The 25,246-nt window shown below is 64.6% G+C and carries 28 protein-coding genes and 1 tRNA gene; 14 read left to right on the forward strand and 15 right to left on the reverse strand.

All coding sequences use genetic code 11. The features are described 5' to 3' along the window. Positions 1-12: 12 nt before the first annotated feature. Together LH19_RS00460 and LH19_RS00465 are read right to left on the reverse strand one after the other, a co-directional pair. Entirely contained in the window at positions 13-2,211 is a 2,199-nt protein-coding gene (locus LH19_RS00460; protein WP_054723951.1) for a M3 family metallopeptidase, read from the reverse strand. 85 nt (positions 2,212-2,296) lie between these two features. Further along, positions 2,297-3,166 carry an SMP-30/gluconolactonase/LRE family protein gene (locus LH19_RS00465; protein ID WP_054723953.1) on the reverse strand — a complete coding sequence of 290 codons (870 nt, stop codon included), beginning with the start codon at positions 3,164-3,166 and terminating at the stop codon, positions 2,297-2,299. 291 nt (positions 3,167-3,457) lie between these two features. Here LH19_RS00465 and LH19_RS00470 point away from each other — a divergent pair, with 291 nt between their 5' ends. From LH19_RS00470 to LH19_RS00485, 4 genes are all read left to right on the forward strand, one after another. Further along, positions 3,458-4,612, forward strand: coding sequence for an acyl-CoA dehydrogenase family protein (locus tag LH19_RS00470; RefSeq protein WP_054723954.1), 1,155 nt, complete (start codon positions 3,458-3,460; stop codon positions 4,610-4,612). A 31-nt stretch (positions 4,613-4,643) separates the two neighbouring features. Further along, positions 4,644-5,813, forward strand: a complete 1,170-nt coding sequence (locus LH19_RS00475) for an acetyl-CoA C-acetyltransferase (protein ID WP_054586424.1) — start codon at positions 4,644-4,646, stop codon at positions 5,811-5,813. Between the two features lie 111 nt (positions 5,814-5,924). Next, the gene (locus LH19_RS00480) at positions 5,925-6,707 is read left to right on the forward strand and encodes an SDR family NAD(P)-dependent oxidoreductase (RefSeq protein WP_054723956.1); all 783 of its coding nucleotides are present in this window, start codon (positions 5,925-5,927) and stop codon (positions 6,705-6,707) included. 1 nt (position 6,708) lies between these two features. Further along, positions 6,709-7,146, forward strand: a complete 438-nt coding sequence (locus LH19_RS00485; RefSeq protein ID WP_054723958.1) for an acyl-CoA thioesterase — start codon at positions 6,709-6,711, stop codon at positions 7,144-7,146. Here the strand turns inward: LH19_RS00485 and gmk are convergent. Then, positions 7,143-7,805: a guanylate kinase gene (gene gmk, locus LH19_RS00490; RefSeq protein ID WP_054723960.1), complete on the reverse strand. Its 663-nt coding sequence runs from the start codon at positions 7,803-7,805 to the stop codon at positions 7,143-7,145. The genes LH19_RS00485 and gmk overlap by 4 nt on opposite strands. 52 nt (positions 7,806-7,857) lie before the next feature. On the opposite strand from gmk, the gene LH19_RS00495 reads away from it, so the two are divergent. Next, positions 7,858-8,421 carry a DUF2585 domain-containing protein gene (locus LH19_RS00495; RefSeq protein WP_054723962.1) on the forward strand — a complete coding sequence of 188 codons (564 nt, stop codon included), beginning with the start codon at positions 7,858-7,860 and terminating at the stop codon, positions 8,419-8,421. A gap of 3 nt (positions 8,422-8,424) precedes the next feature. Here the strand turns inward: LH19_RS00495 and LH19_RS00500 are convergent, their stop codons facing one another. From LH19_RS00500 to LH19_RS00515, 4 genes are read right to left on the reverse strand one after another with little or no spacing between them, the layout of a single operon-like run. Continuing rightward, positions 8,425-8,793: a hypothetical protein gene (locus tag LH19_RS00500; protein ID WP_054723964.1), complete on the reverse strand. Its 369-nt coding sequence runs from the start codon at positions 8,791-8,793 to the stop codon at positions 8,425-8,427. 21 nt (positions 8,794-8,814) lie between these two features. Beyond that, on the reverse strand, positions 8,815-10,236 hold the full coding sequence (fumC, locus tag LH19_RS00505; protein WP_054723967.1) for a class II fumarate hydratase: 1,422 nt from the start codon (positions 10,234-10,236) through the stop codon (positions 8,815-8,817). Further along, on the reverse strand, positions 10,233-10,547 hold the full coding sequence (locus LH19_RS00510) for a hypothetical protein (RefSeq protein WP_054723969.1): 315 nt from the start codon (positions 10,545-10,547) through the stop codon (positions 10,233-10,235). The genes fumC and LH19_RS00510 overlap by 4 nt, the downstream gene beginning before the upstream one ends. A gap of 4 nt (positions 10,548-10,551) precedes the next feature. Further along, positions 10,552-11,034, reverse strand: coding sequence for an SspB family protein (locus LH19_RS00515; RefSeq protein ID WP_054723971.1), 483 nt, complete (start codon positions 11,032-11,034; stop codon positions 10,552-10,554). 87 nt (positions 11,035-11,121) lie between these two features. Between LH19_RS00515 and hisB the strand changes: the two genes are divergently transcribed. Genes hisB through LH19_RS00540 form a run of 5 tightly spaced genes read left to right on the forward strand, consistent with a single transcriptional unit; the run spans position 11,122 to position 15,003 of the window. Beyond that, the gene (gene hisB, locus LH19_RS00520) at positions 11,122-11,709 is read left to right on the forward strand and encodes an imidazoleglycerol-phosphate dehydratase HisB (protein ID WP_054723973.1); all 588 of its coding nucleotides are present in this window, start codon (positions 11,122-11,124) and stop codon (positions 11,707-11,709) included. A 9-nt stretch (positions 11,710-11,718) separates the two neighbouring features. Continuing rightward, positions 11,719-12,375: an imidazole glycerol phosphate synthase subunit HisH gene (gene hisH, locus LH19_RS00525; protein WP_054723974.1), complete on the forward strand. Its 657-nt coding sequence runs from the start codon at positions 11,719-11,721 to the stop codon at positions 12,373-12,375. After that, complete coding sequence (gene hisA, locus LH19_RS00530; RefSeq protein WP_054723976.1) at positions 12,363-13,097, forward strand: 1-(5-phosphoribosyl)-5-[(5-phosphoribosylamino)methylideneamino]imidazole-4-carboxamide isomerase; 735 nt, start codon at positions 12,363-12,365, stop codon at positions 13,095-13,097. The genes hisH and hisA overlap by 13 nt, the downstream gene beginning before the upstream one ends. Next, positions 13,094-13,858, forward strand: a complete 765-nt coding sequence (gene hisF, locus LH19_RS00535) for an imidazole glycerol phosphate synthase subunit HisF (RefSeq protein ID WP_054723978.1) — start codon at positions 13,094-13,096, stop codon at positions 13,856-13,858. The genes hisA and hisF overlap by 4 nt, the downstream gene beginning before the upstream one ends. A gap of 50 nt (positions 13,859-13,908) precedes the next feature. Then, positions 13,909-15,003: a calcium:proton antiporter gene (locus tag LH19_RS00540; RefSeq protein WP_054723980.1), complete on the forward strand. Its 1,095-nt coding sequence runs from the start codon at positions 13,909-13,911 to the stop codon at positions 15,001-15,003. 6 nt (positions 15,004-15,009) lie between these two features. On the opposite strand, the gene LH19_RS00545 is transcribed toward LH19_RS00540, so the two are convergent. Next, positions 15,010-16,146: a beta-ketoacyl-ACP synthase III gene (locus tag LH19_RS00545; RefSeq protein WP_054723982.1), complete on the reverse strand. Its 1,137-nt coding sequence runs from the start codon at positions 16,144-16,146 to the stop codon at positions 15,010-15,012. 189 nt (positions 16,147-16,335) lie between these two features. Between LH19_RS00545 and LH19_RS00550 the strand changes: the two genes are divergently transcribed. Then, positions 16,336-16,887 (forward strand): hypothetical protein, encoded by a 552-nt coding sequence (locus LH19_RS00550; protein WP_054723984.1) that lies wholly within the window; start codon positions 16,336-16,338, stop codon positions 16,885-16,887. A 24-nt stretch (positions 16,888-16,911) separates the two neighbouring features. On the opposite strand, the gene LH19_RS00555 is transcribed toward LH19_RS00550, so the two are convergent. The 4 genes from LH19_RS00555 to LH19_RS00570 form a co-directional block, all read right to left on the reverse strand. Next, entirely contained in the window at positions 16,912-17,340 is a 429-nt protein-coding gene (locus tag LH19_RS00555; RefSeq protein ID WP_054723986.1) for a hypothetical protein, read from the reverse strand. A 467-nt stretch (positions 17,341-17,807) separates the two neighbouring features. Next, positions 17,808-19,613, reverse strand: a complete 1,806-nt coding sequence (locus tag LH19_RS00560) for a CocE/NonD family hydrolase (RefSeq protein ID WP_054723988.1) — start codon at positions 19,611-19,613, stop codon at positions 17,808-17,810. A 305-nt stretch (positions 19,614-19,918) separates the two neighbouring features. Further along, positions 19,919-20,401 (reverse strand): bacterioferritin, encoded by a 483-nt coding sequence (bfr, locus tag LH19_RS00565; protein WP_054586439.1) that lies wholly within the window; start codon positions 20,399-20,401, stop codon positions 19,919-19,921. A 100-nt stretch (positions 20,402-20,501) separates the two neighbouring features. Beyond that, complete coding sequence (locus LH19_RS00570) at positions 20,502-20,675, reverse strand: (2Fe-2S)-binding protein (protein WP_037513974.1); 174 nt, start codon at positions 20,673-20,675, stop codon at positions 20,502-20,504. 181 nt (positions 20,676-20,856) lie between these two features. Between LH19_RS00570 and purS the strand changes: the two genes are divergently transcribed. Next, positions 20,857-21,087, forward strand: coding sequence for a phosphoribosylformylglycinamidine synthase subunit PurS (gene purS / locus LH19_RS00575; protein WP_054723990.1), 231 nt, complete (start codon positions 20,857-20,859; stop codon positions 21,085-21,087). Between the two features lie 23 nt (positions 21,088-21,110). Beyond that, on the forward strand, positions 21,111-21,776 hold the full coding sequence (gene purQ / locus LH19_RS00580) for a phosphoribosylformylglycinamidine synthase subunit PurQ (RefSeq protein WP_054723992.1): 666 nt from the start codon (positions 21,111-21,113) through the stop codon (positions 21,774-21,776). Here purQ and LH19_RS00585 read toward each other — a convergent pair. After that, positions 21,738-22,154: a hypothetical protein gene (locus LH19_RS00585; protein ID WP_054723994.1), complete on the reverse strand. Its 417-nt coding sequence runs from the start codon at positions 22,152-22,154 to the stop codon at positions 21,738-21,740. The genes purQ and LH19_RS00585 overlap by 39 nt on opposite strands. A 3-nt stretch (positions 22,155-22,157) precedes the next feature. After that, a complete protein-coding gene (locus LH19_RS00590) occupies positions 22,158-22,907 on the reverse strand; it encodes a queuosine precursor transporter (RefSeq protein ID WP_054723997.1) in 750 nt (249 codons plus the stop codon). Between the two features lie 71 nt (positions 22,908-22,978). On the opposite strand from LH19_RS00590, the gene LH19_RS00595 reads away from it, so the two are divergent. Further along, a tRNA-Arg gene (locus LH19_RS00595) sits at positions 22,979-23,055 on the forward strand. 42 nt (positions 23,056-23,097) lie between these two features. On the opposite strand, the gene LH19_RS00600 is transcribed toward LH19_RS00595, so the two are convergent. Beyond that, entirely contained in the window at positions 23,098-25,179 is a 2,082-nt protein-coding gene (locus tag LH19_RS00600; protein WP_234716038.1) for a M13 family metallopeptidase, read from the reverse strand. Positions 25,180-25,246 lie beyond the last annotated feature (67 nt).

Here is a 25,246-nt window from a genome sequence, read left to right on the forward strand (position 1 = left end):
ATTGCGCCCGCCCTATTCGGTCGGGAAGCCACGCTTCCTCAGCAGCGCCGACACATCGGGGTCGCGGCCGCGGAACGCGCGATAGGCTTCGGCGCGATCGGTTTCGTTGCCGGTCATCAATAGGATGGTGCGAAACTTGTCGGCGACCGTGCGGTCCCACGGGCCGCCCGCTTCGGTGAAGGCAGCCCAGGTGTCGGCGTCCATCGTTTCGGACCAGAGATAGCTGTAATAGCCCGCCGAATAAGCGTCGCTGCTGAACAGGTGGCCGAATTGCGGCAGGCGGTGCCGCATGACGATTTCCTTCGGCATGCCCATTTCGGTGAGGGTTTCGCGTTCGAACGCGTCGACGTCGGCCGGCGGCGTCTTGCGGTCGTGCAGCTTCATGTCGACGATCGCGCTCGCCAGATATTCGACGGTGTTGAACCCCTGGTTGAACTTGTCGGAAGCAAGGATCTTGTCGACCAGCGCCTGCGGCATCGGCTCGCCCGTCTTGTAGTGCGTCGCATATTTCGACAGCACTTCGGGGGTCATCAGCCAGTTCTCGTTCACCTGGCTCGGATATTCGACGAAGTCGCGGGGCACCCCGGCAAGCGCCGGATAGGTGACGTGCTGCAGCAGATAATGGATGCCGTGGCCGAATTCGTGGAACAGCGTCTGCGCATCGTCGAGGCTGATCAGCGTCGGCTCGCCCTTTGCCGCTTCGGTGAAATTATTGTTGTTCGACGCCAGCACATTGCGCTCGCCGCCAAGCGTCTGCTGGCTGCGATAGGTCGTCATCCACGCGCCCGAGCGCTTTCCGTCGCGCGCGAAATTGTCGAGGTAGAAGACCCCGACATTCTTGTTTGTCTTGAGGTTATAGACTTCGAACGTGCGGACCTTGGGGTCGAAGACCGGGATCGTGCCGGTATTCTCGCGGAAACCGAGATCATAGAGCTGGCCGGCCGACCAGAACATCGCGTCGCGCAGCTTGTCGAGCTGGAGATAGGGCTTCACCTCGCTTTCCTCGAGGTCGTATTTCGCCTTGCGGACCTTTTCCGAGTAGAAGCGATAATCCCACGGTTCGATCGTGATTTTCGGGCCATTGCCGGCTTTGGCTTCGGCATCGGCGATCGCTTGCATATCGGCGACCTCTTCCTTCACGCGCGCAACCGCGGCGGGCCAGACCTTCATCATCAGGCCCATCGCCGCCTCGGGCGTCTTCGCCATCGTGTCGGCCATGCGGTAATGTGCGTGGGTCGGAAAGCCGAGCAGTTCGGCGCGCTGCTGGCGCAGTTTCAATATCTCGACGATCGTCGCATTGGTGTCGTTCGCGTCGCCATTGTCGCCGCGGCTGATAAACGCCTTGTAGACGCGCTCGCGAAGCGCGCGGTTGGTCGCGCCCTGCAGCACCGGCTGCGCCGACGACCGGGTGTTCTTGATCGCCCACTGGCCGGGCTTGCCCTGCGATTCCGCAGCCGATGCGAGCGAGGCGACGAAGCCGGGTTCGAGCCCCGCGAGTTCATTCTTGTCGGTGACGAAGGTGTAGAGCTTTTCGTCGCCGAGCAGCTTCGACGAGAAGGCGGAGAACAGGCCTTCCAGCTTCGAATTCATCTGGACGAGCTTCGCCTTGTCGGCGGCCGACAGGTTGGCGCCGTCGCGCACCATCTCGTCATAGCTGCGCTCGACGATGCGGATCTGCTGCGCGTCGAGCCCGCTCGAATTGCGCTTGTCGTACACCGCCTTGTAGCGGGCGAAGAGCTTGGGATCGAGGAACAGCTCGGTGTAGAAGGTGGTGAGCTTGGGGCTCCATTCGGCGTCGATGTCCTCGACGCGGTCGTTCGACTTGTTCGACGTCTGCACGCCCCACAGCGCGAAGAGCCGTTCCATCGTATCGCCGGCGAGCATCATCGGCACATGGGTGTTTTCGAAGGTCGGTTCGGCAGGATTGTCGATCACCGCCTGCACGTCGGCCCTGGTTTCGGCCATCGCCTTCTGGAAGGCGTCGGGGAACAGTTCGGGGTCCATCTTGTCCCACGGCGGCACCCCCTCGAACGGCCCGGTCCATTTGGCGAGCATCGGATTGTCGCCCGCGGGCGTGGCGGCGCCGGGCGCCGGAGCGGGCTGGGCGGCGGAGGCGGTCTGGATATCCATGATCGTATAACCCATGATCATCGCGGTGGATGCAAGCATCATCGACAGGCGGCGACGGACGGCGGGCGCAGAGCGCGGCATAAGGATCTCCCGGGGAAAGCGGTTTCGCGTGAAACCATGATGGGACGTGCCTTAACCCGATATGACAGTGGGGTGCAAGCCGGTCCTAAACGCCGAAATCGGGCTGGATCAGGCCGGGGACATCGACCCGGAAGCGGAAGACGCCGCCCGCATGCGGCTGCTCCCGCCGTTCCTCGTCGGTCAGATTCTTGCCGGCGCTGGTAACGAAAGCGGTCTGCAGGTCCGCGCCGCCGAAGGCGATCATCGTCGGACGCTGGACGGGCAGATCGACCGTGCGGACGATCTCGCCCGCGGGTGACAGCCGAACGACGCGCCAGCCGTCCCACAGCGCCGACCAGTAACAACCCTCGGCATCGACCGCGGCGCCGTCGGGGCGTCCGTTCCCATATTCGAACTGGTGGAAGATACGCCCTTCGCCCAATGTCCCGGTGGCCGGATCGACATCATAGGCGCGGACCGCGTGGGTCGGCGTGTCGGCGTGATAGAAAATGCGCCCGTCGGGGCTGAACGCCGCGCCGTTGCTGGTGGTAAGGCCGCCGAAGATTTCGATTAGCGATCCGTCGGGGTCGAGGCGATAGAGCGTCGCGGCCGGGTTCGCCTTGTCGCTCGTCAGGCTACCGACCCACAACCGCCCGGCAGCGTCGACGCAGCCGTCGTTGAAGCGCTGTTCGGGCTTGCCGGCGAGCACCGCCGGGCCGAACGGGCGCGGCGCGGCGCCCCAGCCGTCGATCAGCGCACAGCCGTCCTCGAGCGCCGCGACCAGACCGCCGCCGGCGCGCGGGGCGATGCAGCCGACCTGCTGGCCGAGCGCCATGACCTCGTCGGCGCCGGTGGCGGGATCGGTGCGATGGATTTTGCGGCCCTCGATATCGACCCAGTAGAGGCGTGCTTCGGCGGCGTGCCAGCGCGGCGATTCGCCGAGCAGTGCGCCGGCGTCGAGGAGAAGATCGACCATGAAGCGGTGTTAGCGCGGCGCGCCGGCGCTGCCCAGCGACTGCAATCCTATTCGTTATTCGTTCGGTCGCCCTTGTCACCCCGGACTTGATCCGCGGTCCATTCCCGCCGGCGCTGGATGAATGGATCCCGGATCAAGTCCGGGATGACGAAGGAAACTAGTGTGACCGCGAAAGAGTTTCTTGCCGTAGCGTCTTTATACTTGACGTGCACGTAAACGTAAGGTCTTTTGGCCGGGAAGATGCGGCCGACTCCCCGCTCGCGTTCGGCTGCTCCAAGGGAAAGGAAAAAGATGTCGCTCGATAACCTCTCGCGCACCGCCTATGGCGAGGACCATGAAGCCTTCCGTTCGACGGTGCGCCAGTTCCTCGAAAAGGAAGTCGCTCCGAATCAGGCGAAGTGGGCCGACGACGGCATCGTTCCCAAGGATCTGTGGCCGAAGGCGGGCGAGCTCGGCATGCTGTGCCCGACGGTGCCCGAGGAATATGGCGGGCTCGGCCTCGATTTTGGCTATAATGCGATCGTCGACGAGGAAAGCGCCTATTATGGCCGCGTGACGACGGGCTTCTCGCTCCAGTCGGACATCGTCACCAGCTATATCGTCAAATATGGCAGCGAAGAGCAGAAGAAGCACTGGCTGCCCAAGATGGTGTCGGGCGAGGTGATCACCGCGATCGCCATGACCGAACCGGGCACCGGCAGCGACCTGCAGGGCATGCGCACGACCGCGAAGAAGGATGGCAATCATTATGTCATCAACGGGTCGAAAACCTATATCACCAACGGCCAGAACGCCGACCTGATCCTCGTCTGCGTCAAGACCGATACCGAGGTGCAGCCGGCGTGGAAGGGCGTGTCGATCGTCCTCGTCGAGGCCGACCGCGAAGGTTATAAGCGCGGCCGCAACCTCGACAAGATCGGGCAGGACGAGGCCGACACGTCGGAGATGTTCTTCGAGGACGTCCGCGTGCCGATCACCAATTGCCTCGGTGAAGAGGGAAAGGGCTTCATCTACCTGATGAGCGAGCTGCCGCAGGAACGCCTGTCGATCGCGGTGTCGGCACAGGCCTCGGCGCAGCGCGCGTTCGACGACACGGTCGAATTCACGCGCGACCGCAAGGCATTCGGCAAGCCGGTTCTCGATTTCCAGAACACGCGCTTCGTCCTCGCCGATTTGAAGACCAAGCTGCAGGTCGGCTGGGCGCATCTCGACTGGGCGCTCGCGCGGCACCTGAAAAAGGAACTGACCCCCGAAGAGGGCGCCGCGGCGAAGCTGTGGCACACTGACCTGCAGTGGGAGGTGATGGACAAGTGCCTGCAACTCCACGGCGGTGCGGGTTACATGAACGAATATCCGATCGCCCGCGCGTGGCGCGCGGCGCGCGTGACGCGGATCTTCGGCGGCACGAACGAAATCATGAAGGAACTGATCGGGCGCAAGCTCTGATCGTTTGAAATCGCAGGAAAGGAATTCTCCCATGGCTCATGCATATATCGTCGACGCGGTCCGGACCGCCGGCGGCAAGCGTGGCGGCAAGCTCGCCGGCGTTCACCCGGTCGATCTCGGCGCGGCGGTGTTCGATGCGATCGCCGCCCGCAACGATTTCGACACGTCGAAGATCGACGACGTCATCACCGGCTGCGTGTCGCAGGGCGGGCAGCAGACGATGGACCTCGGCCGCAACGCCGTTCTCGCGTCGAACCTGCCCGACTCGATCCCCGCCGTGACCATCGATCGCCAGTGCGGCTCGTCGCAGCAGGCGATGATGTTCGCGGCGCAGGCGGTAATGTCGGGAACGCAGGACATCGTGCTCGCCAGCGGCATCGAAAGCATGACGCGCGTGCCGATGGGCAGCGTCGCGACGCTGTTCATCAAGGAAGGCCTCGGCCATTATAAATCGGAGCGGCTCGAGGAAAAATATCCCGGCATCATGTTCAGCCAGTTCATGGGCGCCGAAATGATCGTCAAGAAGCACGGCTTCAGCAAGGACGACCTCGACGCCTATGCGCTCGAAAGCCACCGCCGCGCGAAGGCCGCGACCGAAGCGGGCCATTTCAAGCGCGAGATCGTCGGCGTCGACGTCGACACCCCCGAGGGGCGCCAGACCCATCTGGTCGACGAAGGCATCCGCTTCGACGCGACGTTGGAAGGTATCGCCGGCGTCAAGCTGCTCCAGGAAGGCGGCTCGATCACCGCTGCTTCGTCGAGCCAGATCTGCGACGGTGCTTCGGCAGCCTTGATCGTCTCCGAACAGGCGCTGAAGGATCACGGCCTGACGCCGCGCGCGCGCATCCACCATGTGTCGGTGACGGCGGGCGATCCGGTGATCATGCTCGAAGAACCGCTGTTCGCCACCGAAAAGGCGCTGAAGCGCGCGGGCATGAAAATCGAAGATATCGACGCCTATGAAGTCAACGAGGCCTTCGCGCCCGTGCCGCTCGCCTGGCTCAAATATCTTGGCGCGGATCATGCCCGGCTGAACGTCCATGGCGGTGCGATCGCGCTCGGCCACCCGCTCGGCGCCAGCGGTACCAAGCTGATGGCGACGCTGCTCGGCGTGCTCGATGCGACCGGTGGCAAATATGGCCTGCAGACGATGTGCGAAGGCGGCGGCCAGGCCAACGTCACGATCATCGAACGGCTGTAAACCACCAGAAAATCGGCGTCGCCCCCGCGAAAGCGGGGGCCGCTGGCAACCTAGCGCTACCTCGATAGCGGCCCCCGCCTTCGCGGGGGCGACGTTTTAAGGGAGAATGACATGAAACTCGATTCCACCGTATCCGCCGTCGTCACCGGCGGCGCCTCGGGCCTTGGCGCTGCGACGGCGCGCGCGCTCGCCGCCAAGGGCGTCAAGGTCGCGATCTTCGACCTGCAGGAAGAAAAGGGCAAGGCGATCGCGGCCGAACTCGGCGGCGTTTTCTGCGAATGCAACGTCACCGACGACGCCAGCGTCGATGCCGCCTTCGCCAAGGCGCGCGAGGCGCATGGTCAGGAGCGCATCCTCGTCAACTGCGCCGGCACCGGCAACGCGATCAAGACCGCGAGCCGTTCGAAGGAAGACGGCAGCATCAAACATTTCCCGCTCGATGCGTTCAACTGGATCATCCAGATCAACCTCGTCGGCACCTTCCGCTGCATCGCCAAGTCGGCGGCGGGGATGATGACGCTCGATCCGCAGGAAGACGGCGACCGCGGCGCGATCGTCAATACCGCGTCGGTCGCGGCCGAGGATGGCCAGATCGGCCAGGCCGCCTATTCGGCGTCGAAGGGCGGCGTCGTCGGCATGACGCTCCCGATCGCGCGCGATCTCAATAACGAGAATATCCGGGTGAACACCATCCTGCCCGGCATCTTCGACACCCCGCTGCTCGCCGGCGCGCCGCAGAATGTCCGCGATGCGCTTGGCGCCTCGGTGCTCAACCCGAAGCGGCTCGGCAACCCCGACGAATATGCCAATCTTGCCATGTGCATGATCGAAAACGGCTATTTCAACGGCGAAGACGTCCGCCTCGACGGCGGCATCCGCATGGCGCCGCGCTGATATGCCCAAACCGGAAAGCTGGCGGCTCGACGCCGCCAGCTACCCCGTCCACCTCGATCTGCAGACGCGGTTCCAGGACATGGACGTCAACGGCCACCTCAACAATGTGGCCTTTGCGGCGCTGTTCGAAAGCGGCCGCGTTCTGCTCAACCGCGATGTGCGCCCGCTGAGCGAGCGCCCCGCGAACGAGCGGACGATGGTGGCGGCGGTCGAGATCAATTATCTTGCCGAAGGCAATTTTCCAGACCCGGTGCGGATCGCGACCGGGATCGGCCGGTTCGGCACGTCGAGCTGGACGATCGTGCAGGCGATGTTCCAGAACGGCCGCGCGATCGCGACCTGCGACACGGTGGTCGTGTGCCGTACTGACGGCGAAGCGAAACCGCTGCGCGCCGAGATGGTCGCCGAACTCGAAACGAAGCTCGCGAAACCCGCCTAGAGCTTTTTGTCGGCATCCGGCACCGACCGGATCAGGTCGCGCGCGAAGCCGATCAGGCCGATCTGGCGCCGCCGCTTCAGCCGTTCGGCGCGCAGGATGGCGCGGACCTCGTCGAAACAGCCTTCGACATGGTCGTTGATCAGCACATAGTCATAGCCGTCCCAGTGGCTGATCTCGTTCGCGGCGCGTTCCATCCGCGCCGCGATCACCGCGTCGCTGTCGGTGTTGCGGCTGCGCAGGCGGCGTTCGAGCTCTTCCATCGTCGGCGGCAGCACGAAGACGCGGACGACGTCGGGGCCGGCCTCCTGATAGAGCTGCTGCGCGCCCTGCCAGTCGATGTCGAACAGGACGTCCTTGCCCGCGGCGAGCAGTTCTTCGACCGGCGCGCGCGGCGTGCCGTAGCGATGGCCGAAGACATGCGCCCATTCGAGGAATTCGCCGTCGGCCGCCATCTTCTTGAAGGTTTCGGTGTCGACGAAATGATAATGGACGCCGTCGACCTCGCCCGGGCGCGGCGGGCGCGTGGTCGCGGAGATCGAGAGCGCGATGTCGCTGTCCGCGTCGAGCATCATGCGCGAGATGGTGGTCTTGCCCGCGCCCGAGGGCGAGGAGAGGACGAACAACACGCCGCGGCGGTTGAGATGGACGCTGTCAGCCATGCGCGCTATTCGCCTGACCAGCGGCAGCGGTCAAGCGGGAAGGACAGCGCGGATGGCGGGGATTTCACGAACGGGCTGGCTGGTCGCGGCGGCGCTGCTAACGCTGTTCACCGCCATATTGTTCGCGATGGGACGCCCGCCGATCTGTCCGTGCGGCACCGTCAGCCTGTGGCATGGCGTCGTCCAGTCGAACCAGAACAGCCAGCAGATTTCGGACTGGTACAGTTTCAGCCATGTCATCCACGGCTTCATCTTCTACGGCCTGTCGCGCTGGCTGATCCCGCGCCGGCCGCTGTGGGTGGCGCTGGCGCTGGCGATCGGGATCGAGGGCGCGTGGGAAATCCTCGAAAATTCCAGCATCATCATCGACCGCTATCGCGAGGTGACGATGGCCTATGGCTACGCCGGCGATTCGATCCTCAATTCGGTCAGCGACACGCTGTTCATGATGCTCGGCTTCCTCGCCGCGAGCCGGATGCGCTGGTGGGCGACGCTAGGCCTCGCGATCGTCTTCGAACTGTTCACGCTGTGGGCGATCCGCGACAATCTGACGCTCAACGTGCTGATGCTCGTCTCGCCGGTCGAGGCGATCAAGGAGTGGCAGGCGGGCGGCTGACCGTCAGTGGAGCGCCGCGCTGCGTCCGTTGGCATCGAGCGGGATGGCGGGCGGCAGGGCATCGCCGATCGTCTCGCCATCGGTCGGCTCATTTGTGATCCCCGCATAGGGATCGACGACCCCGGCATTGCCCAGCGCAGCGTCCATCGCATGCGCTTCCTCGGCTGCCTTGCGCGCTTCGGCGCGTTCGGCCCATTTCTTGGTGAGATAGCCCGCCGCAACCGTCGCCGCGAGCACCGCATAGCGCTGCGGGAACAGGCGCCGCGCCGCGAACAGCGTGCCCGCGCCGATCACTGCACCGGCGATGCCATGATTGCCTTTCTGGCGGCCGATCGCGCTACCGAGCATCCCGCCGATGATCCGTCCCATCATCTCGTCTCTCCTTCTCTCCTATCAATCCGCAGGATCGGCACCGGTTCCCTGGTTTTCCGGCCCCAGCATTGTCCGCGGATCGACGACCCGGTCAAAGGTTTCGGCGTCGACATAGCCAAGGTCAAGCGCCGCTTCTTTCAGCGTGCTGCCCGTTTCATGCGCATGTTTGGCGATCTTCGCCGCCTTGTCGTACCCGATCTCGGGCGCGAGCGCGGTGACGAGCATCAGCGAGCGGTTCATGAGGTCGTCGATACGGGCGCGATTGGGCTCGATCCCGACGACGCAATGTTCGGTGAACCCCGCCATGCCGATAGCGAGCAGTTCGATCGAGCGCAGCACGTTCGATCCGATCAGCGGTTTGAAGACATTGAGTTCGAGATGGCCCTGCAGCCCGCCGACGGTGACCGCCTGATGATTGCCGATCACCTGCGCCGCGACCATCGTCAGCATTTCGCACTGGGTCGGGTTGACCTTGCCCGGCATGATCGAGCTGCCGGGTTCGTTGGCGGGGAGGTCGAGTTCGCCGAGCCCCGCGCGTGGCCCCGAACCGAGCAGGCGGATGTCGTTGGCGATCTTGGTCAGCGCAACCGCCAGCGTATTCAGCGCGCCCGAGAAGAAGACGAGCCCGTCGTTCGACGCCAGCGCCTCGAACTTGCTCTCCGCGGGTTCGAAGGCGATTCCCGTGCTGCGCGACAGTTCCGCCGCGATCGCGACGTCGAAACCGGCGGGAGCGTTGAGCCCGGTGCCGACCGCGGTGCCGCCCTGCGCTAGCTTGCAGATATTGTGCGTCAGCGCGCTTTCGATCCGGGCGCGGCACGCGACGAGCTGCGCCACATAGCCCGAAAACTCCTGCCCCAGCGTTAGCGGCGTCGCATCCTGCAAATGGGTGCGGCCGATCTTGACGATATCGGTCCACGCTTCGGCCTTGGCGGCGAGCGCATCGGTCAGTTCGGCGAGCGCCGGCAGCAGCCGCGCCGTCGTCTCGACCGCGACTGCGACGTGGAGCGCGGTCGGGAAGCTGTCGTTCGACGACTGGCCCATGTTGACATGGTCGTTGGGGTGGACGGGTGACTTGCCGCCGCGTGTGCCGACGAGCTTTTCGTTGGCGATCCCGGCGATCACCTCGTTCGCGTTCATGTTCGACTGGGTGCCGCTTCCCGTCTGCCAGATGGCGAGCGGGAACTGGTCGTCATATCCGCCCGCGACCAGCGCATCCGCCGCGTCGGCGATCGCTTCGGCGACGCCGGCGTCGAGGCCGTGCGCGCGATTGACCCGCGCCGCGGCGCCCTTGATCCGTGCGAGCGCATGCACGATCGGCAGCGGCATGCGCTCGTGCGCGGGAAAGGCGAAATTGTGGCGGCTGCGTTCGGTCTGCGCGCCCCAATAGGCATCTGCGGGAACCGCGATGTCGCCGATGCTGTCGCTCTCGGTTCGTGTGTTCATGTCACCAGCATCCTCGTCACCAGCACGCCGCCGGCCCAGATCATCGCGACGATGCCGAGCAGTTGCCAATATCCGGTTTCGCCCACCCGGCGCCGCAACCATCCCGCAGCGAGCCAGGCGATCACGAGCGCCGGGGTCAGGATCAGTACGGTGAAGCGGAGCAGCCCGTCGGCAATCTGTCCGCGCGGGAAATTGCTCTGCGTCAGTGCATAACCCTCGACCCCCCACCAGAAGGCGGCGGTCAGGACGAGCATCCCCGCGAGGGCCCAATATTGCCAGAAACGGCTGGGGGGCCAGGCTGGGCCGCCCACGCGCTCAGCGCTTCTTGCCGAAATCCACCGTCACGACGTTCGATCCGTCCTCGGTCGTAACCTCGGGCCGGTCGTTGTCGGCTTCGTCATGCGGTTCGGGTTCGGCCATATCGTCGTCGCTGACCTGGAACTGCAGCCCGAAATCGACCGACGGATCGACGAACGCGGTGATCGCCGCATAGGGAATGACGAGGATCGACGGCGTCTGGTTGAACGACAGGCCGACGCTGAAATGATCGTCGGCCACCTTCAGGTCCCAGAAACGGTTCTGGAGGACGATCGTCATCTCGTCGGGGAATTTGGCGATCAGATGCGCCGGAATGTCGACGCCGGGCGCCTGCGTCTTGAAGGTGATATAGAAATGATGCTCGCCGGGCAGACTGTCATGCCCCTCGATCTGGCTCAGCACGCGGCCGACCACGGCGCGCAGCGCATCCTGCACGATTTCGTCATAGGGAATCAGGCTGTCGCGGACGTCGTCACTCATGGCGAAGGGGGATGAACGGGCCGCGCGTGCCGGTCAAGGGGGGAGAGTCACCTTGCATGGCGAAAAGTCGCTGCTATGGGGCGTCTCATGCGTACCGCCACTGTCCAGCGCACGACCAAGGAAACGGATATCGCGATTTCCGTCAATCTCGACGGAACGGGCGATTATTCGGTGTCCACCGGGATCGGTTTCCTCGACCATATGGTCGAGCAATTGTCGCGCCACTCGCTGATCGATATCTCGATGCAGGTGAAGGGCGACCTGCATATCGACCAGCACCACACGGTCGAGGATTCGGCACTCGCGCTCGGCGAGGCAGTGGCGAAAGCGCTCGGCGACAAGCGTGGTATTGCGCGCTACGGCGAGGCGCATTCGCCGATGGACGAAACGCTGACGCGCTGCGTGCTCGACATTTCGGGACGCCCGCACTGCGTCTATAAATCGTCCTTCTCGCAGCCCCGGCTGGGGGAGATGGACACCGAGATGTTCCCGCACTGGTTCCACAGCTTCGCGCAGACCGCGGGCATCACGCTGCACATCGAGATGCTCTACGGCGAGAACAACCATCACATCGCCGAAAGCATGTACAAGGCGCTCGCGCGCGCCCTGCGCCAGGCGGTCGAGATCGACCCGCGCAAGGGCGATGCGATTCCCTCGACCAAGGGCGTCCTTTAAGGGCTTTCCATGAGCGCCGTCGCCCTCATCGATTATGGCGCGGGCAATCTCCGCTCGGTGCACAATGCGCTCGTCGCGGCGGGCGCGGAGAATGTCGCCGTCACCGCCGACCCCGACGTCGTGTCGAAGGCCGACCGGATCGTGTTGCCGGGTGTCGGCGCCTTTGCCGCCTGCATGAACGGCCTGTCGGCAATCGACGGGCTGGTCGAGGCGCTGGAGCGGCGGGTACGCGGTGAGGGCGCCCCCTTCCTCGGCATTTGCGTCGGCATGCAATTGCTTGCCGACGCGGGCGAGGAGCATGGACGGCACAAGGGGCTCGGCTGGATCGGCGGCACGGTGCGTCGTTTCGAAGAGGGCTTCGGATATCGTTTTCCGCATATGGGCTGGAATGACGTCGTTCCGTTTGACGGGAAGTCGGGAAAATTGGCGGTCGAGGAGCGGGCGGGGCAATGTCACCCGGTCCTTGCGCCGGGCGAAGCCTATTTCCTCCACGGCTATTACTTCGAAGCGGCACGGCCGAGCGAGGTCTTGGCCATCAGTGACCATAGCGTAATGTTCGCTGCGGCGGTCGGCCGCGACAACATCCTAGGCGTCCAGTTCCACCCCGAAAAAAGCCAGGCCTATGGTCTCGCAACCCTCGAAAGATTCCTCGCATGGCGCCCCTGATCCTCTTCCCCGCGATCGACCTCAAGGGCGGGCAGGTGGTGCGGCTCGCCGAGGGCGATATGGCGCGCGCGACCGTCTATGGCGACGATCCGGCGGCGCAGGCGCGGCTGTTTGCCGACGCGGGCGCGTCGCACCTGCATGTCGTCGACCTCGACGGCGCCTTCGCGGGCGCGAGCGTCAACGGTGCGGCGGTTGAGAGCATCATTGCTGCCTTTCCGGGCAAGGTGCAGGTCGGCGGCGGTATCCGTAATCGGGCAGGCGTCGATCGCTGGCTCGCGCTCGGCGTCGAACGCGTCATCATCGGCACCGCCGCGCTGAAGGACCCCGAATTCGTGAAGTCCGCCGCGCGCGACCTTCCGGGCCGCATCGTCGTCGGCGTCGACGCGCGCGACGGCATGGTCGCGACCGAGGGCTGGGCCGATGTGTCCGACGTGCGTGTCGAAGATCTCGCGCGCCGTTTCGAAGATGCCGGGGTCGCCGCGCTGCTGTTCACCGACGTCGGCCGCGACGGCCTGCTCAAGGGCTGCAACGTCGAGGCGACGGTCGCACTGGCGCAGGCGGTCGCCATTCCGGTGATCGCGAGCGGCGGAGTTGCCGATATCGGCGATATCCATGCGCTGCGTCCGCATGTCGCGAACGGGATCGAGGGCGTGATTACCGGGCGCGCGCTGTACGACGGCCGGCTCGATCTCGCCGAAGCGATCGCGGCGGGGGCAGTGTGACCGTCCGCGTCCGCGTCATTCCCTGTCTCGACGTCGCCGACGGCCGCGTCGTCAAGGGCGTCAACTTCGTCGACCTGCGCGATGCCGGCGATCCGGTCGAGGCGGCGCGCGCCTATGACGCGGCGGGGGCCGACGAGCTGTGCTTCCTCGATATTTCGGCAAGCCATGAAGGGCGCGGGACCTTGCTCGAGATGGTCGGTCGCACCGCCGAGGTCTGCTTCATGCCGCTGACCGTCGGCGGCGGGGTGCGCAGCGCCGACGATGCGCGGGCGCTGCTGCTGGCGGGCGCCGACAAGGTTGCGGTGAACAGCGCCGCAGTTGCGCGGCCCGAGCTCGTCGCCGACATCGCCGACCGCTTCGGCAGCCAGTGCGCTGTCGGCAGCATCGACGCGCGCCGGGTCGAAGACGGCCGGTGGGAGATTTTCACCCATGGCGGCCGCAAGCCGACCGGCATCGACGCGCTGGACCATGCCGTCCGCCTCGCCGAACTCGGCGCGGGCGAACTGCTCGTCACCAGCATGGACCGCGACGGCACCAAGGACGGCTATGATCTCGCGCTCGTCCGCGCGATTGCCGACGCGGTCAGCGTGCCGGTGATCGCCTCGGGCGGTGTCGGCAGTCTCGACCATCTGGTCGCGGGGGTCGTCGAAGGCGGGGCGAGTGCGGTGCTTGCCGCGAGCATCTTCCATTTCGGCGAGGCGACGATCGCCGAGGCGCACGCGCGGCTTGCCGCTGCCGGATTGCCCGTTCGCGTACATTAATTGCGTAGCCGGGGGTAGTCAGCGGGGGAGGGGGCTGCAATAGAAGTCCCATGACCTCGAAACTCCGCCTCGCCGACCGCACCAACGACCTCTTTCCGATCCTCGGCTTTCTCGCTGCGATGGCGAGTTTCGGCATGGGGCTCAATCCGTGGATGGTCGCGATCATCCTGATGGGTGCGGTCGTCGCCGCGGTCCACCATGCCGAGGTGATCGCGCACCGCGTCGGTGAGCCGTTCGGGACGCTGATCCTCGCGCTCGCGGTGACGGTGATCGAGGTCGGACTGATCCTCACCCTCATGCAGGCCGAACCCGAAAAGGCACAGACGCTGGCCCGCGACACGGTGTTCGCGGCGGTCATGGTGATCCTCAACCTCCTGATGGGGCTGTGTCTGCTCAGTGGTGCGATCCGCCACCATGAACAACGCTTCCAACGCACCGGAATCGGCGCGGCGCTGGCGACGTTGACCGTGCTCACCGTCGTTACGCTGGTCCTCCCCAATTTCACGTCGAGCGTGCCGGGTCCTTTCTATTCGGCGACGCAACTCGGCTTCGTCGCGGCGGTGTCGCTCATTCTCTACGGCACCTTCGCGCTGGTGCAGACGGTCCGCCACCGCGATTATTTCCTTCCCGAAGCCGACGCCGACGTCGATGGCGACGGCGAGCCCGACACCCATGCCGCACCCCCGACGATGCAGCGTACCGCGATGTCGGGCGCGCTGCTGCTCGCCAGCCTGTTCGCGGTCGTCCTGCTCGCCAAGAATTTGTCGCCCGTCATGGGCGCGCTGCTCGCCGACTGGGGCGCGCCGCCGGCGGTGCTCGGCGTGCTGATCGCGGCGCTGATCCTTGCGCCGGAGGGCTTGGCAGCCGTGCGCGCGGCGAAGGCCGACCGGCTCCAGACCAGCCTCAATCTCGCGCTCGGCTCGGCGCTTGCGACCATCGGTCTGACCATTCCGGCAGTCGCGATATTGTCGATTGTTACCGACTTGCCGATCAGTCTCGGACTCGACGCCAAGTCGGCGGTGCTGCTGTTCCTGTCACTGATCGTTGCGTCGCAGACGCTGGCGAACGGCCGCACCACCGTGCTGCAGGGGGTGATCCACCTGATGCTGTTCGCAATCTACCTGTTCACGACATTCGTGCCGTAAGGCGGGTCACGTCTTGCGGACGAACACCGTTCCCGCCGAATAGCCCGCGCCGAACGAACAGATCAGCCCGGTGTCGCCCGCCGCCATATCCGCATGGTTGAGGTGGAAGGCAATGATCGATCCCGCGCTCGACGTGTTGCCATAGGTGTCGAGAACGGTCGGGCTTTCGTCCTCGCTCGCCTCGTGCCCCAGCACGCGATGCGCGATCAGGCGGTTCATGTTGGTGTTCGCCTGATGCAGCCATAGCCGCCGCATGTCGGCCCCCTCGAGGCCGAGCTTGCCCATTTCGGCGACGATCATGTCGGCGACCATCGGCACGACTTCCTTGAACACCTTGCGGCCTTCCTGGACGAAAAGCTTGTCGCTCTTCGGTCCCGACTGGTCGATGCCGCCATGGCCGCGGTTCAAAAAGCCGAAATTGTTGCGGATGTTGTTCGAAAAGACGGTCTTGAGCTTCGTGCCGAGGATGTCCCAATGGCCTTCGGGTGCAATGTCCTTGTCCTCGACGAGGATCGCGGTCGCGACGTCGCCGAAGATGAAATGGCTGTCGCGGTCGCGCCAGTTGAGGTGCCCCGAACAGATTTCGGGGTTCACGACGAGGACGCTCTTCGCATGGCCGGCGCGGATATAGTCGGCGGCGGTCTGGATGCCGAAGGTCGCCGACGAGCAGGCGACATTCATGTCGAAACCGAAACCGTCGATGCCAAGCGCGTCCTGAATCTCGACCGCCATTGCGGGATACGGCCGCTGCATGTTCGACGCGGCGCACAGCACCGCGTCGACGTCGCCTGCGTCGCGCCCGGCGCGGGCGAGCGCGTCTCGGGCGGCGGCAACCCCGATTTCGGCGAGGAGCGACAGCTCGTCGTTCGGGCGTTCGGCGATGCGCGGCGCCATGTGCTGCGGGTCGAGGATGCCCGCCTTGTCGACGACGAAGCGAGAGCCGATGCCGCTCGCCTTCTCGATGAATTCAACACTCGATTCAGTCAGTTCGGCCATTTCGCCCGCGGCGATAGCGTCGGCATTTTCCCTATTGTGCAGCGCAACATACTGGTTAAAACTCGCGACAAGTTCTTCGTTGGAGATGCGTTCGGCGGGGGTGAAGAGGCCGGTTGCGGAAATGACCGGCTGCGGTGCGTGCGACATGGCAGTCCTGCGTGTTCTGTTTTTCGGGACATGTTGATTAGGCCCGGTCGCGAGGACGCGCAACGCCCCTCGACCGGCTGAACAATCCCCGACGCCATGGTTAACCCGCCACTAACCATTTTGGTGGCAGACTGGCAGATGCAGGCCTCCGGGGGGATGGCTCCCCGGGCGCCGTGCGGGAGCATGACCATGGCGACGCGTTCGGGACCGGCAGCGGGCGATCTGTCGATATCGGAAATCAAGGAATTTGCGGGCTTTCCCGCGGCGACGCAGCGGTATATCCGCCGCTCGCTCGACATCGGGCTCGAACGCGACGACGCGATCGCGCGCTGGTCGCGCGATATGGTCGAGGAAACCGCGATCCGGGTCCAGGCGCGCGTCTACCAGCGCCTTGTCGATGTCCGCGCCCATATTCCCGACGACAGCGGGCTCGACGCGCTCGAACATTTCATGGCGCCGCTGATCGCGGTGTCGGCCTTCGACCTCGGGCAGGACCGGCTGCATGCCTTCGCGCCCTATCGTTTCCTCTACGAGCGGTTGCTCGGCGCGCATGCGCGGCCGTGGCTGCCGGGCGCCTTCTGCGCCGCGGCATCGCTGCCGCACCTGCACCCCGACAAGCGGAAACTGTTGTTGCAGTCGATCAGCGAGGCTGCGGCCACCGCGCCGGGCTGGTCGGCACGCGAGCCGAGTTTCTACCCCGAATGGGTCGACAAGATCGACGAGACCAAGCCGGCAAACTGAGGGTCGGCGAATTGACGCCCGGCTTTAAAGCCCGCCGACACGCCCCGGCGCGCGCGCGCGGATGAAATTCTCGAGCGCGACGAACAGCATTTCGCGTGCGTCGCTGCCCAGCATTTCGGCGGTCAGCCAGTCGAAATGGACGCGGTCGCCACGCGACGATGCGCCGACCATCGCGGCGAGCAGCGCCTCGTCGAAGCTGACCCGCGGGCAGCAGGGCGGCGCGACGGCAAAGGGTTCGGGCCAGACATGGCCGATCGCCTCGACGACGAGGCGATAGCGCCGCGCCGCAAGGATATTGCCCCAGCGCCGTTCGAGTTCGGGCATCGGGTCGCGTTCGCTGCGGCGGCAGAGGATGCAATAGCGTAGCGCCAGGACGGCTTGCGCCGCTTCGATGGAGAGGTCGCGCACCAGCGGCTGCTGCGTCAATTGGCGGATCAGCGTGCTGCTTTGCATGAGGTCTCTGTCTCCCGGCCCATGCAGTTCCTCATGTCCATTCCGCGTTGTTCGGGAAAAAGATGCCGGCCGCTTTGGTGCAGCTAGAAGTTGCAGCGGCCGGCAGGAGGGGACTGCCCGACTGTGCTATTGAGAATTATTCGCAAATACAAGCGAAAAATGCGGTGTTGGAAAATCGCCTGTAAAACCGTGGTTTTCCACGCGTTCGCTGATCTTGCCAACGCCTTGATCAACGGCTTCAGCGATGAAGTGATGACAAGCCGACGAGCGTCCGTGGCTAGAGCGCGGCCATTCCTTATCGAATCGTCATCCCGGCCCTTCGGCTGCCTTGCAGGCGCTCAGGATAAACTTCCGCCTTGGCGGAAGGCCGGGATCTCGACCTCGCGTCAGAATGCGCCGGTGAGATCCCGGCCTTCGCCGGGATGACAAGAAAGGGGTGGTGGTGTTCCGATCTGACCGATCACCTTCTACGCTTTGGACTGCCCGATGGGGATGCTCAGCGTGCTCGGATGGGCGGCGTCGTGGAACAGCCGCACGGTCACGGTGCGGGCGTCGGCCATCGTTTCGTCGGCGACCGGCTTGCCGCTGTTATAATTCTTCTGCCAGCCGAGGCCTTCGTTCGGGCGGAAAACAAGACGCAGGCGATGGTCCTTGCCGATCAGCCGCGAGACGAAGAAGAAACGGTCGAAATCATAGCGTAGCGGTTCCCGGGTATCGATCAGCTTTTCGCCGCGCAGGCTCTCCCGATGGCGCGCGCGCATATGCTGTTCGGTCAGGAACATGCTCGATCCGTCGGGGCCGATGTCATAGATCGAAACGAGGAAATCGGTATCGGGCTGGTCGATGGCGATCCAGGCGGAGAATTTGAAGAAGCCGCTGACCTCGGTATCCTGTTCGAACGGCTCGCTGTGATAAATGAGCTTGGCGGCCGAATCGGCGAGGACCATGGTCTGGTCGAGCAGGTGCGACTGGGTCAGCGTCGCCTCCAGCTTCGGCACGCTAAGGTCGCGCGGATCGTAGACATAGTGATCGGGTTCCGCACGGCGGGCCGGCGCGGCGCCGAGCATTCCCGATCGATAGACGCTGACGGGATTGCCCGACGATTGCAGATGCAACGTCTCGTAACGCGATGTGACGCCTTCCAGCGTGTCGGCGTAGCGCCATTCGTCGGCCACCATGACATAATAGGCGACCTTCTTTTTCAGGAAGTCGGGCCGCTTGCCGCCTTCCATCGCGAAAGCGAACCACTCGCGGTGCAGTTTCGGCATGTCGATGACGCTGTCGGGGCCGACCTTGATCCCGAAAAATTCGGCCTTGGGCTTGCGGACCTCCAGATGCCCCCACGGGCCGATCACCAGATAATGGTCCGCCTTGTTCCCGGCATATTTCAGATGCTGCCGGTGGAATTCGAGCGTGCCGGGCTGGTCGCCGTCATAGGCGCCGCACAGCGAAAGGACCGGGATCGTCAGTTTGGCGAATTGTTCAGGGGTGGGGTTGGCCCGATCCCAATATTCATCCTGGTGCGGATGCTCCATCCATTCGTCGAAGGGCTTTGAATCGAGCCCGAAATATTCGGTGAGCTTGCGGAACGGTTGGCCCGATTCGAGGAAGCGCAGAAACGCCTTCGACCAATATTCGCCGTCATTATAGGCGGTGACGCGGCCGGTATTCCCCCACACGCGGGTCAGCCAGGTCGCCGCGAAGTTGAAGAAGATATTGTAACGGATGGGGAAATCGAACCCGATATAGGCGGGCGCCGACGGCACGATCGTCGCGAGCCCGGCCGGATCGCCGCGCACCGTCCCCCATTGCGTGTAACCGACATAGGACAGGCCGCACATGCCGACCTTGCCGTTGCAGAAGGGCTGCTGCGCGATCCAGTCGACAATGTCGCGTCCGTCGTCGGGATCGGTCACGAAGGGTGAGAATTCGCCCCCGGATTCGCCGCGGCCGCGCATGTCGACCGACAGATAGGGATAGCCGTTGCTCGAGAAGGAAATCCCCTCCGGGTGATAGCCGTCGGCGGTATAGGGCGTGAGCGAGAAGATCGTCGGGCGCGGCGTCTTGACGCCGCGGGGAAGATACAGCGTTGCGCTTAGATGCACGCCGTCGCGCATCGGGATTCGGACCGCATAGTTGATCTGCGGGTCGAACAGCGGCTCCGGCGGCCCCTCGGACCCGTCGCTCGCCCCTGCCAGCACGGCGCGCGCATCCGTCGCCGATCCCATCGCGAATACCGATGCCGCGGTCAGAAGATATTCCCGGCGATTCAAGCCACCCTCCTCTTGTCGTACAAGGGGGCGCTGTGTCTGCCGCCGGTTCGGTGCCGGTTGCCTGGGACCTATTGTTCGCCCGCCGGGTTCGACGATAGCCGGGTCGGCTTTGGGCGGGGCACGATAATTTCTGTGGCTTTGGCCCAGTTTTGCTGCGTTCGGGGCGCGGTCACCTTAAGAGTTGAGCACGACTCATCCTCTTCCTCGTCATCCCGGCGGAGGCCGGGATCTCGCCGTTGCGTCAATTCGATCGGGCGGGATCCCGGCCTCCGCCGGGATGACGATTCAAATAGGGGTGATCACGCTCAGTCGTCGCCGACCGACTTCGACTGGAGCTGGATGTAATTTTCCAGCCCCATGCGCTCGATCATTTCGAACTGCTTTTCGAGTTCGTCGACATGATGTTCCTCGCTTTCGAGGATGTCGGCGAACAGGTCGCGGCTGACATAGTCGCGCACGCTTTCCGAGTGCGCGATCGCATCCTTGAGCAGCGGGATCGCTTCTTCCTCGAGCGCGAGGTCGGCCTTGAGAATCTCCTCGACCGTCTCGCCGACGCGCAGGCGCCCGAGCATCTGGAAGTTGGGCAGGCCGCCGAGGAAGAGGATGCGGTCGGCCAGCTTGTCGGCGTGCTTCATCTCGTCGATCGATTCCTCGCGCTCGAAATGCGCGAGCTTCGCGACGCCCCAATTGTCGAGCATGCGATAGTGCAGCCAATATTGGTTGATCGCGGTGAGCTCGTTCTTGAGCGCCTCGTTGAGGAAATCGATGACCTTTTCGTCGCCCTTCATGGTGTCTGTCCTGTCATTTTATCTTGGAGTGGGGTGGGCGCCATTATACGCCCCGGTCCCGGTTGGGCCAAGGTCAAAAATGGCGGAAATCCAAGGAAAATCAGGCGGTCGCGGCGACGTCGCTGATGATATTGCGAGCGAAAGGCAGGCATTGTCCGCACTTGGGTTTGCGACCCAATTGCGCATAGGCGGCCTTGGCGCACCGCAATTGGCCATCGCGCGCAACATCGCGCAGCTGGCTTTCCCTTATTGCGTTGCAGACACAGACGACCATGTGCGAATCCCTCTCAACAAGACCCATCTAGGGATAGTGCGACGGATTCGCAACAAGAAAGATGCGACTGGTTCGCAATCCGAAAAGCCGCATTTTCGGGGGCAAGGCCCCTTGCCCGGAAAGTGATTCGCGGGCATAGGCGCGGCCATATTCCCGCCCCCGACGATAAAGGTGCGCTTCCATGAAAGTTCAGGTCTATGTGACGCTCAAGCCCGGGGTGCTCGACCCGCAGGGCAAGGCGATCCATCACGCATTGGAAGGCCTCGGCTTCGGCGGCGTCAGCGACGTGCGCGCCGGCCGCTTCATCGAGCTCGAGGTCGCCGACGATGTCAGCGACACCGACCTCGACGCGATGTGCGCAAAGCTGCTCGCGAACACCGTCATCGAAAACTACCGGATCGAACGCGCCTGACCGGCCGCGAAGGAGCCTGACCCATGAAGACCGCCGTCATCGTCTTTCCCGGCTCCAATTGCGACCGCGACATGGCCGTCGCACTCGAAACGGTCACCGGCCGCGCCCCGGCGATGGTCTGGCACCGCGAAACCGAACTGCCCGACGGCATCGAGTTCATCGCGCTGCCCGGCGGCTTTTCCTATGGCGACTATCTCCGTTCGGGCGCGATGGCGGCGCGGTCGCCGATCCTGCGCAGCGTCGCCGATGCGGCAGGCCGCGGCGTGCCGGTGCTCGGCGTGTGCAACGGTTTCCAGGTGCTGACCGAGGCGCAGTTGCTGCCCGGCGCGCTGATGCGCAACGCGGGGCTGAACTTTGTCTGCCGCAGCGTGCCGCTGACCGTCGAAAACAGCCAGTCGCTGTTCACCGCGGGCTACAAGGCGGGCGAAGCGATCGACATTCCGGTCGCGCATCACGACGGCAATTATTTCGCCGACGCGGAAACGCTCGACCGGATCGAGGGCGAAGGGCGCGTCGCCTTCCGCTATGCCGACAATGTCAACGGCTCGGCGCGCTCCATCGCGGGCGTGCTGAGCGGCGCGGGTAATGTGCTCGGCATGATGCCGCACCCCGAACGCGCGATCGACCGCGCGCACGGCGGCACCGATGGGCTACGCCTGTTCGAGGCCGCGCTCGGCGTCCTCGCCTGAGTTTTCCGTCGGCGCTGCGTCCGTCCCCGCGGGCGTGAGCACCGGGGCTTTAGGGGCGGGCTGCAGCCAGCGGCCGACCAACATAAACACCGTCGGCCAGAAGGCGGTATTCCAGATGTCGTGCCAATGTGCGGCATCGGGCTGGATCGCTGCCCGGCTCGCTTCCGCCGCGATATCGAGATATTCGCCGCCGCACGCCATGGCGACGACTGCGAGCCACGCGATCACCCAGCCGCCGCGCCAACGCCAGAGCAGGCGGACGAGAAGGAACAGGGTCAGGCCGAAATAAATGTGCAGCGCATCCTTGCTGAGCCCGCTGCCGGTGACCAGCCACGACTTTTGCTCCTCGAACAGCGAGGCAAGCTCGATCAGCGTCATGCATCACACCTTGGCGGCGAACGGGTTGAAGTCGGTCCCTTCGTCGAAGACATCGACGCCTTCGCGCCGCTTGAGCGCGCCGACGACGATATAGGTGAACGGCGTCAGCGCCGCCTCCCACAATGTCTTGATCAGCCATTGCGACAGGACGACCTGCATAAGTTGTTCGGGGGGCCATCCGGCAAGGCCGTAAAAGGCGAGCGGGTAGAAAATCAGGCTGTCCAGCCCCTGACCGACGACCGTCGATCCGATCGTCCGCGCCCACAGCATCCGCCCGCCGGTCCACAGCTTCATCTGCGCGAGGACATAGGAGTTCGCGAATTCGCCGACGCAAAAGGCGGTCATCGACGCGATCACGATCCGCCAGCTGTTGCCGAAGACGAACTCGTAGCTTTCCTGCCCCGGCCAGCCGTCGGCGGGGGGCAAGGCGACGACCACCCACGCCATGAACGCCATGAAGGCGAGCGCCGCAAAACCGGTCCAGATCACCCGGCGGGCGCGGGCATAGCCATAGACTTCGGTGAGGACGTCGCCGATGATATAGCTGATCGGGAAGAACAGCACCCCGGCGCCGAACGCCCATTGGGTGCCGTCGGGCAGGGGGATATAGCTCGGCTTCGACGCGCCGATGATGTTCGACAACAGCAATATGGCGACGAAGGCCGCCATGATCAGGTCGTAATAGCGGAAGTGCCGCACGCTGGCGGCACTCACGGCGACGGGCTGCGCCGGCGGGTTGTCGGAGTCGGTCATCGGGCTGCTGCTTAACCTGCTTTGCAGCCCACGCAAACCGCGCTATTCGCGCGGCGGACAGCCTCGTGCACGCGCCCGTAGCTCAGCTGGATAGAGCACCCGCCTTCTAAGCGGGTGGTCGCAGGTTCGAATCCTGCCGGGCGCGCCATTTTTCCGATCGGCGAAGCCGGGCATTGCCGGCCCGGTTACCTTACCAGACGCGCACGCGGTCGGCGGGGGCCAGATACAGCTTGTCGCCGGGCTTGACGTCGAACGCCTTGTACCAGGCGTCGAGATTGCGGACGACCCAGGTGCGCTGCGTCGCCGGCGAGTGGGCGTCGGTCAGCAGATGCTGGCGCAGATGCTCCTCGCGCTGTTTCACGCGCCAGAATTGCGCCCAGCCGAGGAAGAAGCGCTGGTCGCCCGTATAGCCGTTGATCACCGGCGCCGGCTTGCCGTTCAGCGAGCGCTGATAGGCGTCATAGGCGATGGTCAGCCCGGCGAGGTCGCCGATATTCTCGCCCAGCGTGAACTCGCCCTTCACATGCTCGCCGGGCAGCGGTTCATAGGCGTCATATTGCGCGATCAGCGCCTTGCCCGCCGCATCGAACGCCGCGAGGTCTTTCGGCGTCCACCAGTTGGCGAGGATACCCTTCTCGTTATATTTGGCGCCCTGATCGTCGAAATGGTGGCTGATCTCATGGCCGGCAATCGCGCCGATCGCGCCATAGTTCACCGCCGGATCGGCCTTCGGATCGAAGGCGGGCGCCTGCAGGAACGCGGCGGGGAAGGTGATTTCCAGCCGGTTATAGGTCGCGTTGGCGTTCACCGTCTGCGGCGACATATACCAGTCCGACCGCTCGGTCGGCCGTTCGGTGCGGCCGACCGACCAGGCGAATTCGAACCGGTTGGCGCGGATGACGTTGCCGAACAGGTCGCCGTCCCGGACCTCCAGCCCCGCATAGTCGCGGAACTTGTCGGGATAGCCGACGCGGATGACAAATCCCTTCAGCTTCTCCTTGGCTTTCGCCTTGGTCACCGGCTCCATCCAGTCGAGCTTGTCGATGCGGTCGCCCATCACGACCAGCAGGTTTTTGGCGAGATCGGTCATCGCCGCCTTATATTCGGGCGGGAAATAGCGCTGCACATAGATCTGGGCGACCTCGTCGCGCAGCTGGGCGTTGACCAAGGTGGTCCCGCGCTTCCAGCGCTCCTCGCGCTCGGGCGTACCTTTCAAGGCCTTGTCGTAGAAGGCGAAGCGTTCGGCCTCCACCGCGTCGGGGAGCGCCGGCGCCAGGCTGTCGAGGCTGCGCACGATCATCTGGTCGCGCAGCGCTTCGAGCGATGCCTTGTCGACGATCTGGGTCATCGCCGTCATCCAGCTCGGTTCGCGCACCAATACTTCCGTGACGTTGGGCGCCGCGGCCTTGAGCACCGTTTGCAGGTTCAGCGCCGGGCTGGCGAACTGCGCGGTCTCGGCGAGGGTGAACTTGTGATAGGTCTTGCCCATGTCGCTGGCGTCTTCGCGGGTCCACTGGGCCTTGGCGATCTCGGTCTCCAGCGCCATCACCGCCGCGACGCGCGCCTCGACGTTGGTTTCGCCGGCCAGCGCCAGCACCCGCCCGAGATGCGCGACATAGTCGGCGCGGATCTTGGCGAAGGCGGGCTTGTCCGACAGGTACATGTCGCGGTCGGGCAGGCCGGTGCCCCCCTGATCGATCTGGAGGATCATCCGCTCGGGCTGCTTGTCGTCGGTCCATACCCACGGCAGGATCGGGCCATAAATGCCCATCTGCATCGCCTCGGCGGTCAGCGCCGAATAGCCCTTGCGGTCGGTCAGGCCCCTGATCTTCGCGAGCCACGGCTGGATCGGCGCCATCCCCAGCGACTCGACCTTCGCCGCATCCATGAAGGTCGCATAGGCGCGGCCGAGCTTGCTCGACGGATCGTCCTGCTTTTCCTGGATGATGCCGCGCAGCCGCTCGGTGGTGAGGTCGCGCAGGATGATGTACGATCCGTACATCGCCTTGTCGGCGGGCATCGGGGTGTTCTTCACCCAGCCGCCGCTGGCGTAGCCATAGAAATCGTCGCCGGGCTTGACCGATTTGTCCATGCCGGTCTCGTCGAACCCGAAGGTGCCGATCTCGGGCTTAGCGCCCTGCGAAGCCGCCGCGGTGGCGGGCGCGGCTTCCTGCGCATATGTGGCGGTCGCGGCCGAAAACATGGTTCCGGCAAGAAGGATCGGGGCAAGCAGCAGGCGCATCGGTACCTCGTCTAAGTTCGGTTCGGGCACCTGCATCACTCCGATGACACGCCTTGGCAAGACGCAGGAATTTGCGGCCTCAGCACCAGAATTTCTC

This window comes from Sphingopyxis macrogoltabida, from assembly GCF_001314325.1.
Classification (GTDB): Bacteria; Pseudomonadota; Alphaproteobacteria; order Sphingomonadales; family Sphingomonadaceae; genus Sphingopyxis; species Sphingopyxis macrogoltabida.